The organism is Apibacter sp. B3919 (genome assembly GCF_026537405.1).
Classification (GTDB): domain Bacteria; phylum Bacteroidota; class Bacteroidia; order Flavobacteriales; family Weeksellaceae; genus Apibacter.
Window position 1 is genome coordinate 192,325 of sequence record NZ_JAFNMG010000002.1, and the last position, 14,348, is coordinate 206,672.

Genomic DNA, 14,348 nt, shown 5'->3' on the forward strand with positions numbered 1-14,348 from the left:
TATAAATTATAGGATGTATGAGATATACTCGATATTTAAAAAATAGTTATTTTTTACAACTATTGTTCGATATAGTTTTCATAATTATTTTATTCTTTTATTTTTTAAAAATTCAGTATTATCATTTAGGGATATATGTTGTTTCATTAAAAGAATTATTAGATGCACATTATAAGGTATTAATATTACTTTTGATGAGCTGGTATTTTATTTCACTAAAAACCCATTTATATGAGATTAAAAGGAATACCGGTATTGGGATAATTTTAAAAAATAACATTTTTCAGATTATTTTATTTGGTGTCATAACCTTCTTTGTCTCCGGATTAAAAAAGGATGATCTTTTTTCAAATAAAGTAACTATATATTTTTTAATATCACTTTTTCTGATTACTTTTTTTATTAGAGTTGTTCTTTTTCTATTTTTAAAAATATATAGAAGTCTAGGAGGAAATTATATAAGAGTTATTTTTGTTGATGAGAATAATAATACCTTATCATTTATAAAATTTTTGTCTAAAAGAAAAGATTATGGATATGTTAATTGTGGAAGTTTTTTAGCAAATATTAAAGACGATATAAAAAAAAATAAATACAAATTTGATTTAGAAAAGTTAAAAAGTTTTATACTTGAAGAAGAAATACTAATCATATTTTTTTCATTAAACGGTAAACTATCGCATTCTGTTCATGATGAATTAGTCGTATTAGCACAAAAACTTCATATGGAAATTAGATTTATTCCAAGCACTTTATACAATTCATTTTATAGTCTGGATTTAGAATATTATGATACGTATCCAATATTGTTATTTAAAAAATTTCCTTTAGATGATTTTTGGAATCAATTTATAAAAAGGCTATTTGATATTCTATTTTCATTGTTTGTTATAATTTTTATTTTAAGTTGGCTATACCCTCTTATTGCAATAGCAATTTTGCTAGAATCGGGCAAACCTGTAATCTATGCTCAAAAAAGAGTGGGATTAGGAGGGAATATATTTTATTGCTATAAATTCAGAACGATGAAAAACAGTGAAGATAATGACATTAAAGCTACCGTGAAAGATGATTCCAGAGTTACCCAATTAGGTAGAATATTACGAAAATCAAGTTTAGATGAAATGCCTCAGTTTTTTAATGTATTGAAAGGAAATATGTCTGTTGTTGGACCAAGACCTCATATGGTTGTTCAAGATAATTATTATAATGATCTTTTATTAAGATATAGTCGTAGACATCATGTTAAACCCGGAATTACCGGATTAGCTCAAGTAAAAGGTTTCAGAGGGGAAATAAATTCCAGAGAAGATATGCAAAAAAGAATAATTGCAGACATTTATTATGTTAGAAAATGGACTTTTTATTTAGATATGATTATAATCTTGAGAACCGTATTTAAGACTATTGGAGGAGATAAAAAAGCAATTTAAATTCTTTTATAGTGAAATAATACATAAAATATATAATTTATTTTAATAAAATATATATTTTTGTAGTGTTTGAAGATAATAAGTAAAATATTCATATTTTTTGCTACGTTATTAATTGTAGCACATTCCTTTGTTCCTCATCAACACAAGGTTAAATTTGAAATTGTTCTTCACGAATGTTTTTTATCTGAGGCTAAAAATAATCATTCTGTAAACTTATTCGAGAAACTCGAAGATATAATCAAACATATAAATTTAGGAGAAAAAAATTTAGACGATTTTAAATTATCTATTTCTAATTATGAATTTTCTCAACAACTCATTTATATTATACCGGAATCTTTTTTGGGGCATAATTTTCTATTATTAAATTCTTCGAATAAAGATTCAAATTTCTACTATGCATATACAAAAACCACTTCTGAAAAATTTTTAGGAAGAGGTTTGAGAGCTCCCCCATTAGTAAATCCCTTAAACTCAAACTGATTTAAGTATTTGGAGATAATAAATATATTATTGATTCTTATTCTCCTTAACTAAAGTTTCTATTCAAAAAATTAAGTAACAGTTATTTTTTACATAAAAAATAATATTGATGAATTACAACTCATTATTTAAACTATTGTTTAAATAATGAGAATAATGATCCATTTCAATTCATAATTCAAACAATTTAATCATGTTTCAAACCATAATTGATTTATCAATAAAATATAAATTATTGGTTGCATTGGGAGTAGTAGCATTAATGGTATGGGGTCTTTATTCTTTTAAACATATACCCATAGATGCTACCCCTGACATAACCAATAATCAAGTACAGGTAGTAACTACCTCACCTACCTTAGCTCCACAAGAAGTAGAACAATTATTAACCATACCCCTTGAATCAGAATTAAGAAATATTCCCGGAGCTATAGAAGTACGATCTATTTCAAGATTTGGTTTATCCATAATTACCGTTGTATTTAAAGAAGACATTCCCATAATACAAGCCAGACAGCTGGTTAAAGAACAAATTGATGTCGCTAAAAGTGAAATACCCGATGGAATAGGAGAACCGCAATTAATGCCTATTACTACAGGATTAGGAGAAATTTGCCAATATATAATTAAAGTTAATCCCGGATATGAATCTACTTATAATCTTGAAGAGTTAAGGACCATTCAAGAGTGGATAATTAAAAAGCAACTCAACGGAATCGAAGGATTAATAGAAATCTCAAGTTTTGGAGGAAAAGTAAAAGAATATGAAGTAGCTATAGATCCTATCTTATTACAAAGTTACAATATCACTTTAGAAGAAGTTAATAATGCACTAGAGAAAAATAATCAAAATTCCGGATCCGGTTACATTCAACAAAAGCATAATTTGTTCTACATACGAACAGAAGGGAGACTAAAAAATTTTCAAGATATTGAAAATACGGTTATAACAGTAAAAGATCAAGTACCCATTAAAATTTCAGATATAGCGATAGTAAAATATGCTTCTGCCCAAAGATTTGGAGCCATGACAATGGATGGAAAGGGAGAAGTGGTTGGAGGAATCACGTTGATGTTAAAAGGAGAAAACTCTTATAAAACAGTTAACAAGGTAAAAGAAAGAATCAATCAAATTAAAAAAACATTACCTGAAGGCCTAGATCTTTATATTTATTTAGATAGAGCAAATCTTATAGAAAAGACTATTTCAACAGTTAAAAAAAATTTACTAGAAGGTGGAATAATAGTAATGTTAGTGGTTATTATCTTAATAGGCGATATAAGAGCGGGGCTAATAGTAGCATCCATTATTCCACTTTCATTATTATTTGCTCTGATACTGATGAATTTATTCGGAGTTTCAGCAAATTTACTTTCCTTAGGAGCTATAGATTTTGGAATAGTTGTAGATGGGGCAATTATAATTATAGAATCGGTCATTTCAGTTTTACATGCAAACTATTTAGGAAAAAAGCTTACTCAAAAAGAATTAGATAACGTAGTATCTAAAACAGCAGGAGAAATATATAAATCAGCAGCTTTCGGAATCCTTATTATCATTTTAGTGTTTATTCCCATTATGACTTTACAGGGAATAGAGGGTAAAATGTTTAGGCCCATGGCCTTCACTGTTAGTTTTGCCATAGTTGGAGCTTTTATATTATCATTAACCTATGTACCCGTATTGTCAACATTTGTCCTTAAAAAAAATATTGAAAACAAAGTAACCTTCTCAGATAAAATCATGAATAAATTAAAATCAATTTATTTGCCTGTTTTGGATAAAGTGTTGCAAATACCCTATATTCTCATAGGTAGCATTTTTGTAATCTGGCTTTTTTTTCTCTTTGTTTTCTCCAATATGGGAGCCGAATTTGTACCCACCTTACAAGAAGGAAATATAGCGATGCAAATGAGCATCCAGCCCGGAAGTTCATTAGAAGAGAGTATACGCACTACTTCAAAAGTTGAAAAGATAATTAAAGACAATTTTCCGGAGGTAGTACATGTAATTTCAAAAATAGGAACGGCCGAAATACCTACGGATCCAATGGGTATAGAAGATTCAGATATCATGATTGTTTTAAAAGAAAAAAATCAGTGGGTTTCAGCCAAAACACAAGATGAATTAGTGGAAAAAATAAAAGAAAAGCTGTCGACAATATTAGGAGCTTCTTTTGAATTTTCTCAACCAATACAATTAAGATTTAATGAGCTTATGACAGGAGCAAAATCAGACATAGTAATTAAAATTTATGGAGAGGATGCAAGAGAATTAAAAAAGGTGGCAGATCAAACGGCTCAGATTATAAATAAAATAGAAGGAGCAGCCGATGTAAAAGTAGAACAAACCGAAGGGCTAAAACAAATGAAAATAAGTTATGATAGAAATAAATTAGCACAATATGGATTGGATATAACTACCTTAAATGAAGTTATCCGATCTTGGGTAGCGGGAGTAAAATCAGGAGTTATAATGGAAGGAGAACGCCGTTTTGATTTAATAATGCGACTGGATGAAAAATATAGAAAAGATTTAAATTTAGATCAATTACCAATACGTACGGCTACCCAAAATTTAATTCCCGTTTCCGAAGTGGCTACCGTGAATTATGAATCCGGACCAATGATGATTTCAAGGGAACAAGCGCAAAGAAAAATTAATATAGGAGTAAATGTGCGTAATTCCGATATAAATTCCCTGGTACAAAAAATTCAATCAAGAGTAGAAGAAAATATCAAATTACCACCGGGATATTCAATTGAATATGGTGGAGCATTTAAAAATTTACAAGAAGCAACTTCGAGACTGAGCATTGCAATTCCCATAGCTTTAGTAATTATACTTATATTATTGTATACAACCTTTAAAAGCTTTAAAGATGCAATATTAATTTTTACATCCGTACCCCTGGCTTCCATAGGAGGAGTTATAGCTTTATGGATACGTGAATTGCCATTCAGCATTTCAGCAGGAATAGGTTTTATCGCCCTTTTTGGAGTTGCTGTCTTAAATGGAATCGTGTTAGTAAGTGAATTAAATAGACTGAAAAATTCAGGCAACTATATTTCACTCAAAGAAATAATTAAAAAAGGAGGACTAAACCGTCTGCGTCCGGTGGTTATAACGGCAATGGTTGCAACCTTAGGCTTTATTCCAATGGCCATGTCAACATCAAACGGAGCAGAGGTACAAAGACCCTTGGCTACTGTAGTTATTGGAGGACTGGTTACCTCAACTTTATTAACCTTACTCGTTATTCCGGCTTTATATTATGTTTTTGAAAATAAAAATTTTCAAAAGAATATAAATGTAAAAAAGATGCTAATCATACTAATTTTTTTAGGCAGTATTGGCTCAGTGAGTGCTCAAAAAAAAGTTTCTCTTTCCTACCTTGTAGAAAGAGCTTATAAAGAAAATAGAGAGCTTAAATCCAGTCAATTGCAAATTCAAAAAGAAAAGATTGAAAAAAAATATGCCTATACAATCAATTCTACTTCAATGACTATCGGTTTTGGACAATTTAACAATAAAGATGCTGATTATCAATGGGAAGTGTCACAAGATTTAGGAAATCTATTTTCACAAACCAAAAAAAAGAGCCTCATTGATAGTCAGTTAGAATGGTTGACGGCTAAATCTAACTTACAAAAACATATAATAACCTATCATTTAGAACAATTATATAATAAATGGATTTACATCTTGGAAAAGAATAATTTATTTATCCGAATAGATTCCATATATAGAGAAGGATTAAAGAAAGCTGAATTAAAATATGTAAAAGGAGAGACGGATTATATGGAAAAACAATTTTTTAAGGCAGAATTAGAACAAGTAATTCAGCAAAAAACTATAAATGAGCAAGAAAATATGGAAGTTGAAAATAAGATATATTCATTATGTGGAATAAGTGCAGATGAAAATATAGTACCTCTTGAATCATTTAAAAAATTAGAAAAAAATCCCTTGACGGATAGTTTGAATAATCTATACTTGGATGAATTAGATAAAGAGCTGCATGTTAATAACAAAACATTGATTCTGGAAAAAGCCAAAAAATTACCTGAATTTTCAATTGGCGGATTAATGCAAAGCATTGAACACAAAACCAGTTATTTTGCGGGTGTGGTTAATATAAGCATTCCCTTATTTAACAATGTTTATAAAAAAATTAAAGAACAGACTCTTCTTGAAAATAACAATGTTGAATTTAAAAAAAAGGAGATAACACGAAATTTAAATTTAAGAATCAGGCAATTAAAAAAGCAGCAAAAATATTTAGATAAGGAATTAAGCATATTTGGAACTTCACATTCAGAAGAACTACAAAAAATGATAAAAATAGCGACGATTAAATACCAATACGGAGAAATAGACTATTTGCAATATTGCAGTATACTAAAATCTTCCATAGATGCTCAAACCACCTATTTAGATTTATTGAACAACTACAATCAAACCTTAATTGAGCTAAACTATTTAACACAATCCAATTAATTTATCCATCATGAAAACAATAACTCATATAATCTTACTTTTTATTTCAATATTGCTTGGTTATTCCTGTTCATCCAAAAATAAAGAAAACTCTATCGAAAAAGAATCCCGTGTACATTCAGGAATTACTTTGAGCGAAGAACAGATTAAAACCAATGATATAAAATTCGGTACTGCAGAATTACGTCCCATTGAATCCAAAATTATGGTTACCGGTGTAATACATGCCTTGCCTCAAAATAAGGCATCTATACATAGTAAAGTAGATGGATTTATTGGAAAAATAAACTTCATAACCGGTGATTTCGTTCGTAAGGGGCAAGAATTGGCAACGGTAAATAATCCTTCATTCATCTCTTTACAAAAACAATTTTTAGAGAGTTATTATACAATGAACTTGGCATATAAGGATTATCAGCGAAAAAATGCCCTATTAGAAAGTGATGCAATTAGCAGAAAATCGTATGAACAATCTTTAGCAACGTATCAAGTTTCAACTGCAGAATATGAAAGTCTGAAATCTGAATTACAATTACTGGGATTTTCTCCTGCTACTATAATTAAAACAGGAAAAATTAATCCGGAATTAAAAATTATAAGTCCTTTAAGCGGATTTATTCAAGCAAAGGAAATTTCTCCCGGTAAACAAATAACTACCACAGAAGAATTATTCTTAATAATAAATCAGGAAAAACTACATGTAGAATTAAATGTTCCCGCAAAATATGCTTCAACCCTCTTTGTAGGACAAAAAATTGAATTCACTTTGCCTGAAATTTCAGATACCTTACAAGGAACTATTCACATTATAGGAAAAGTAACAAGTACCGAAAACAACACCATACAGGTTCATGCAGATATTCAAACAAAATTGCCTGACACAAATTTCTATGAAAATCGATTTGTAAATGCATATATAATTAATAAAAGTAAAGAAGTGCTAACTGTACCTAAAGAGGCAGTATATGAAGAAGAAGGTAAAAATTATGTATTTATTAGAAAAAATAATCAAATAGAACAAAAAGAAGTACTAATTGGAAGTTCAAATAATAATTTTGTGGAAGTGATTAATTTAGATCCTCATCAAGAACTTGTAATTTCAGGGGTTTATTATCTACAATCAGGAGAAATGGAATCCGGACATAATCACTGATTAAAAAATTACTAAACTTATTGAATAAATAATAAAAATCAATCATTTGGTTATGGCAAGTTAATAAACACAACTTGGCATAATTAAATGATCAATAACATCCAATTATGAAAATAGTTTTTTTTAATGGCTAAATTTAAAAAAACTAAATAAAAAATTTATCTTAAGTAGTTGTTAATTAAATATTTAAGTTTCTTTTATGATTTAATATTTCCTTAAAAATAGCAGTATTTGTAATTTTGTTATATATGAATGAACAAATTATCAATAAACTCGCAACTTTAGCAGAATCAGCTAAATATGATGTTTCTTGTTCCTCAAGTGGAGTTGGAAGAAAGAGTAAAGTCGGAGGTATAGGCTCAACTTCATCTTCAGGAATTTGTCATACATTTACTGAAGATGGACGATGTGTTTCCTTATTAAAAATTATGATGACCAATTATTGCATGTACGATTGTGCCTACTGCATTAGTCGTAAAAGCAATGATATAAAAAGAGCTTCGTTTAGCGTTAAGGAATTGGTGGAATTAACCCTAGAATTTTATAAAAGGAATTACATAGAAGGTTTGTTCTTAAGTTCGGGAGTGGTTAAAAGTCCGGATCATACAATGGAAAGAATGGTGCGGGTAATTAAAGAACTCCGAACGGTTCATAAATACAATGGATATATCCATATGAAAAGCATCCCTGGCGCCAGTAAAGAATTAGTTACACAAGCCGGATTGTATGCAGACAGGCTCAGCGTAAATATTGAAATACCCACAGAAAAAAATCTCAAATTTTTAGCTCCCGAAAAAGACCATAAAAGTGTCTTTGCACCTATGAAGTACATTCAAAATGGGGTATTAGAATATAAAGAAGAAAAGAAAAAATATAAATCTACTCCTAAATTCACCCCAGCCGGGCAGAGTACACAAATGATTATTGGAGCAACCAATGAAACCGATCAAGATATATTGAAAGTTTCTTCACTTTTATATATGCAATCTAGCATGAGAAGAGTGTATTATTCGGGATTCATACCGGTCAATCCTCACGATAATAGGCTTCCTGCTTTACAACAAGCACCTCTAGTAAGAGAAAATCGATTATATCAGGCAGATTGGTTAATGAGATTTTATCATTTCACGGCTGATGAAATAATTGATGATACAAACCCAAACCTTGATTTGGAAGTAGATCCAAAATTATCCTGGGCTCTTCGTCATCCCGAAATGTTTCCTGTTGATGTAAATACAGCAGAATATAGGCAAATAGTACGAGTGCCCGGCATCGGAATTAAATCGGCTAAATTGATTATAGCCTCCCGTAAATTTGGTAAATTAGATAGGTATCAATTAAAAAAAATAGGTGTTATCATAAAAAGAGCCCAATATTTTATTACCTGTAGAGATTCGTCAGGAACAACAATTAATGAAATAAAGCCTGAATTCGTAAAAAAAATACTTGTAAACAAAAAACATACATCCCAAAACACCAATCAAATATCTTTGATTTTCCCTTAAAAAAGCTATTAAAATTATGATTGTATTCTCTTACGATAAATCGTTGGATGGGCTTTTATGTGTAATTTATGAAGCATACGAAAGAAAACTTTTTCCTGAACTATTAATTCAATCGGGAGAAATACCCCCATTGTTTGTTGATCAATTACTTGAAATACAAACACGAGATGAAATTGTTAGTAAAACTTGGGCATATTTAGATAAAAAGATGTCTAAAGAATCTCTTAATATAATGCAAGCTGTATGGTTGTCAGAACAAGATGATAGAGATTGGCTATTATATAAATTTATTAAAAAAGCCATTGATACAAAATTTACAGGACATACTGATTTTGGGGATGAAGTCATTATTAACATTCACAATTTGGCTAAAAAAGTATACAAAGAAGGCTATAATTGGAAACAATTTGTAAGATTTAAAAAGTCAAAAGACGGAATTTATTTTGCTCCCGTATATCCAATTTATAATAGTTTACCATTGGCGATTCCTCATTTTAAAGATCGATTTTCTTCACAGTCTTGGATTATTTATGATTTAAACCGCAATTATGGATTTTATTATGATGGAAAAGTAGTGATTGAAATGACTTTGGAAAGCGATAATGAATATTTTAATTCAGATCAACCCAACGAAAAATTATTAGATTCAAAAGAAATTTTATTTCAAGAATCGTGGAAAAAATACTTTCAAGCTTTATCAATAAAAGAGAGAATTAATTTGAAACTTCAAAAACAACATATGCCTAAAAGATATTGGAAATATCTCACAGAAATGCAATAAATATAAAAAGGTATTTGAACTCTAATTTCTTAGGTCATCTATTTTGAAGAATAACTCATATATTCAATTTCGTTTCAAAAAATGTAAACAAGTTTTTAATAGACAGATGAAAAATTACGTAATACATACGGAATTTTAAACCTGGCAAAAGTGGTATAAGTCATAAGTTAATTTTCAAAAATTATCAAACTTATTTATATCATATTGAATTATCAAGAAATAAAAATCTTTTTTAAACAAAAAACTACCTGCAAAGCAGGTAGTTTTTATAGTGTAATTAAAAATTATTTTATGAAAAAATTAGAAATTATATGAAAGTTGAAGTTTAAAATTTCTAGGATCGATTTGATTAATATAACCTCCTCTATAATAAGAAGTATAACCAATTTTGTCGAATATATTATTAAAGAAGAATTTCAAACCAACTTTTTTATACGTGTATCCCAATTGAGCATTAACAGTTGTATAATCCGGCATGTTGAAAGGTTTAATGCCCGGTGTTGAACCGTGTCCATCTGCTCTTAAGTTTGAACTATAGTCATTAATTGGGCGATCTCCCACATAATAAACACCTACACCCAAAACAAGATTTTTTAATGTTCCTCGATTAAATAAATATTGTACCCATCCATTAGCGGTAGAATAAGGAGCATTCATTGGTCTGGAACCGTTTACATAAGCAACGCTGTTTTTATATTGAACATCCGAATAAGAATATCCTAAAATTACTTGTAAATTTTCTAAAATATGTCCGTTTGCCTCAATTTCAACACCGTTTCTTCTTAAATCACCTGCTTTAGAGTAAAAGCCTGTTCCCACTCCATTTTCGTATATCTGATATGAAATATCATTATTTTTGATAAAGTAATAGGTTACATTGAAATCTAATTTTTTATTAAACCAATCAGATTTTACTCCAACTTCAAATTGGTTGGTAACTGAAGATCCGATAGTCCCTCCATCTTTAGTAGGATTACTTGCTGAACGCAAATTGGTTGTAGTAGCATAATTACCAAAAAGACTTATATTTTTTACCGGACTAACCATGATTCCTACAAAAGGATCCCATGCTTCATTAGCAGCTCCTATATTGGGTTTTTTAGCATCTTGACTATAACGTAATCCAACATTGGCTCTTATATATTCATTGATTTCCACAGCATCTTGAATCATAATACCATAAACTTCAGATTCGCTGGAGCTGGTAGAAGCAATGGCATCAAAAGATGATTTATTGATTCCCTTAGGTAATACGTTAGGTATTTTGTCAAATATATTAATAACATCTACTTCAATGGATCTGTCAATAAGAGGCAAACCGGTTTTTGGATCTAAGATAACTTTTCCGTCTTTATCTTTTCTGTATTTTCCGTGAGTGGTAGAATTCGTATTATTGATCTTATAATCAAATCCTGTCTGAAAAGTATGTTTTACCTTGCCGGTATATAAATTTTTTCCAATTAAATCAATCTGAATCACTTTGTTTTTATCTTCACTTTCAGACCAAGTTAGATTTCTTGTACGTCTTAAAAAATCCGAAATTTTTTGTCCTTTTGCTTCCACATTAAAGGTATATGGACTAGCTATGGAACCTAATCCATAGGTTTCTTCGTTGTTTATTGATGCCGCGTATAAGGCACGTAAACTTAATACTTCATTTAATTTTCGTACAATTTTGGCGCTATAGGTAGTAGTCCTAGTATTCTGATTATCCGTTGCCCAGCCAAAAAATTTATGCGTAGTATCTAATAAATTATTTTTATCGGCATCAGTTGAATTTACAGTACCTCTGTCGGGAGTTATATTGTTATTAATATAATCCATTTCTAAAGTAACAGTCGTTTTATCATCCGGTCTCCATTCAAAAGAAGGATTTATATAAACTCTATTATTGTCAACTCTTGGTTTATAGCTGTCCGCTCTTTGATATGCACCATTTAAACGAAATGCTGCAGTACCTTTTTTGTCCAAAATGGTTTGATAATCAAAAGTTGGTCGAAATAACCCCCAGCTACCGGTTTCAATAGCAACATTTCCTCCGGTTAAAAATAATGGAGTCTTGGTAACTACATTAATTACGCCTCCCGGACTTCCTAATCCGTTTCCAATACCTTGAGTTATAGCTGCTGAACCACGTAAAACTTGAATGCTTGATACCCCTTGCATATCAGTCAAAAGAGAAGCAGAACGAAAATCTGAATCAACCTGAACTCCGTTTTTCAATACAGGAGTCCCACGATATCCTCTGATAGACATACTTTCCGAAGAACCTCCATAAGTACCGAATAAGTTAACCCCCGGAACATTTCTAACTGCATCGGTTATAGTAAGAGCGCCCTGTTCGTTGATAATTTCACTGGAAATTACGGATATATTTTGTGGTAATTCTCTGGGAGCAACCGGCAAACGAGTAATCATGTCTAAACCATGTATTTGTTTAGTTCCGTATATGGTAACATCATCAATATCTCCTTTACCGTATAATGTTATATTAATTTCTTTTACCTCATCAGGATTGAGAATAACGGATTCGTTATAATCATTGAATTTAGGAGAAGAAATGGTCAATTTATGAAATCCATCACTTAATCCCGATATTTCAAAAAAACCGGTTTGATTGTCGATCTCAGAAATTTTTTCACCGTCAATGTAGAAAGTTGCTTTTTTTATCGGTTTGTCTTCTACATCAAATAAATATCCTTTGATCCCTGATGTGTATTGCGCTAATAGAAGCTGCCCTAAACATAAAAGAACAAAAGCTATGTATGTTTTTTTCATAATAATTTTTATTTTTAGGCAAATATAATTTTAATTTAGACCAATTACAAATAAAAAGGTTGTTTTATATTATCTTTTTTTATAAACAGTTGAAATATAATAAGATATGTGTTTTTTGAACGGTTTTTTTAATATGAATAAAATAAGGACTAATTGGGTGATGTTTACAGGTTTAAATAGAGATCAACTCTAAAAAATATATTAACTTTGCAATCTAAATTAGAAAGTATAATAAATTAGAAAGGATGAGTTTACCTATAGATTATGTTCCGGTACTTATACAGGTTGCAGTTGCTTTGGGTTTCAGTGTGATAGCACTGGTCGGTTCAGCAATGTTAGGTTCGAGAGTACACGGTAAAGTTAAGGATGATACCTTTGAATGCGGGATTGCTTATGAAGGTGATGCCCGTTCGCCTTTTTCAGTTAAATATTTTTTGACAGCAATATTATTTGTACTATTTGATATTGAGATTATCTTCTTTTATCCTTATGCGTTGAACATCAGAGATTTTGGAGTAGAAGGCTTTTTAGCAGTATTAACCTTTATCTCGGTTTTTCTTTTAGGATTCGTATATGTTGTTAAAAAAGGAGCGTTAGATTGGGAAAAATAGGAATAAAATATCTATTTTAAATATTTTTTAAAAAAGACATGGCAGAAAAAAAAGTTAAGATTGTTGATGCTCCTGAAGGAGTAAGTGGGCCCGGATATTTTGCCGGAAGTTTTGATAAAATTATAGGATTGGCAAGGTCATATTCCTTATGGCCGTTACCGTTTGCTACCTCTTGTTGCGGAATTGAGTTTATGGCTATACAAGCTGCCAATTATGATTTATCGCGTTTTGGAGCAGAAAACATGTGTTTTTCGCCAAGACAGGCAGACCTTTTAATGGTTTGCGGAACGATATCCAAAAAATTAGCTCCGGTTTTAAAACGAGTATACACTCAAATGGCAGAACCAAAATGGGTAATGGCTGTCGGAGCTTGTGCTTCCAGCGGTGGAATTTTTGATACCTATTCTGTATTGCAAGGAATAGATAAAGTCATACCTGTAGATGTATACGTGCCCGGTTGTCCTCCAAGACCCGAACAAATTATAGAAGGTTTTATGCAGATACAAGAAATAGCTAGAAATGAAAGCTTAAGAAGAAGAGAATCTGCTGAATATAAAGAGTTGTTAAAATCCTATGAAATATCGTAATCATGGAAGGAAAAATTATAGATAATCAATTGGTATTGCAACTCATATCAGATGAGTTTGGTGATGGTATTATAAGGGCATACGAGCCGGATGGAATTTTAACCATTGAAATAAAAAAAGATATTGTACTATCCTTACTAACATTTATTAAAAATCATGAGATAAAAATTGATTTTTTAACTGATGTGTGTGGAATACATTATCCCGATAATAAAGGATCGGAATTAGGAGTTATTTACCATCTACATAGTTTCATAAACAACTTTAGAATACGAATTAAAGCATTCTTTTCTATTGAGAATCCTGAAATTGATTCGGTTACCTCAATTTATTCTGCAGCTAACTGGCAGGAAAGAGAGACTTTTGATTTTTACGGAATAGTATTTAAAGGACATCCTAATTTAACAAGGATTTTAAACATGGATGATATGGACTATCATCCGCTTTTAAAACAATATACGCTGGAAGATACTACCCGTACGGATAAGAATGATGCCATGTTCGGCAGATAAT

At 30.4% G+C, this 14,348-nt stretch carries 10 protein-coding genes; 9 read left to right on the forward strand and 1 reads right to left on the reverse strand.

The window, feature by feature from the left end:
• Positions 1–17 precede the first annotated feature (17 nt).
• From J3U20_RS04200 to J3U20_RS04225, 6 genes are all read left to right on the forward strand, one after another.
• Complete coding sequence (locus J3U20_RS04200; protein WP_160541756.1) at positions 18–1,433, forward strand: exopolysaccharide biosynthesis polyprenyl glycosylphosphotransferase; 1,416 nt, start codon at positions 18–20, stop codon at positions 1,431–1,433.
• 69 nt (positions 1,434–1,502) lie between these two features.
• Positions 1,503–1,919, forward strand: a complete 417-nt coding sequence (locus J3U20_RS04205; RefSeq protein WP_160541757.1) for a hypothetical protein — start codon at positions 1,503–1,505, stop codon at positions 1,917–1,919.
• 193 nt (positions 1,920–2,112) lie between these two features.
• Complete coding sequence (locus tag J3U20_RS04210; RefSeq protein WP_160541758.1) at positions 2,113–6,420, forward strand: CusA/CzcA family heavy metal efflux RND transporter; 4,308 nt, start codon at positions 2,113–2,115, stop codon at positions 6,418–6,420.
• 10 nt (positions 6,421–6,430) lie between these two features.
• Entirely contained in the window at positions 6,431–7,573 is a 1,143-nt protein-coding gene (locus J3U20_RS04215) for an efflux RND transporter periplasmic adaptor subunit (protein ID WP_160541759.1), read from the forward strand.
• Between the two features lie 248 nt (positions 7,574–7,821).
• On the forward strand, positions 7,822–9,078 hold the full coding sequence (locus tag J3U20_RS04220) for a putative DNA modification/repair radical SAM protein (RefSeq protein WP_160541760.1): 1,257 nt from the start codon (positions 7,822–7,824) through the stop codon (positions 9,076–9,078).
• Between the two features lie 16 nt (positions 9,079–9,094).
• Positions 9,095–9,859 carry a TIGR03915 family putative DNA repair protein gene (locus J3U20_RS04225; RefSeq protein ID WP_160541761.1) on the forward strand — a complete coding sequence of 255 codons (765 nt, stop codon included), beginning with the start codon at positions 9,095–9,097 and terminating at the stop codon, positions 9,857–9,859.
• 300 nt (positions 9,860–10,159) lie between these two features.
• Here J3U20_RS04225 and J3U20_RS04230 read toward each other — a convergent pair whose 3' ends face one another.
• Positions 10,160–12,637 (reverse strand): TonB-dependent siderophore receptor, encoded by a 2,478-nt coding sequence (locus J3U20_RS04230; RefSeq protein ID WP_160541762.1) that lies wholly within the window; start codon positions 12,635–12,637, stop codon positions 10,160–10,162.
• 245 nt (positions 12,638–12,882) lie between these two features.
• On the opposite strand from J3U20_RS04230, the gene J3U20_RS04235 reads away from it, so the two are divergent.
• From J3U20_RS04235 to J3U20_RS04245, 3 genes are read left to right on the forward strand one after another with little or no spacing between them, the layout of a single operon-like run.
• Complete coding sequence (locus tag J3U20_RS04235; protein ID WP_105296712.1) at positions 12,883–13,248, forward strand: NADH-quinone oxidoreductase subunit A; 366 nt, start codon at positions 12,883–12,885, stop codon at positions 13,246–13,248.
• 38 nt (positions 13,249–13,286) lie between these two features.
• Positions 13,287–13,835, forward strand: a complete 549-nt coding sequence (locus J3U20_RS04240; RefSeq protein ID WP_055424507.1) for an NADH-quinone oxidoreductase subunit B — start codon at positions 13,287–13,289, stop codon at positions 13,833–13,835.
• 17 nt (positions 13,836–13,852) lie between these two features.
• Positions 13,853–14,347, forward strand: a complete 495-nt coding sequence (locus J3U20_RS04245; RefSeq protein ID WP_160542066.1) for an NADH-quinone oxidoreductase subunit C — start codon at positions 13,853–13,855, stop codon at positions 14,345–14,347.
• The last annotated feature ends 1 nt before the right edge of the window (position 14,348 follow it).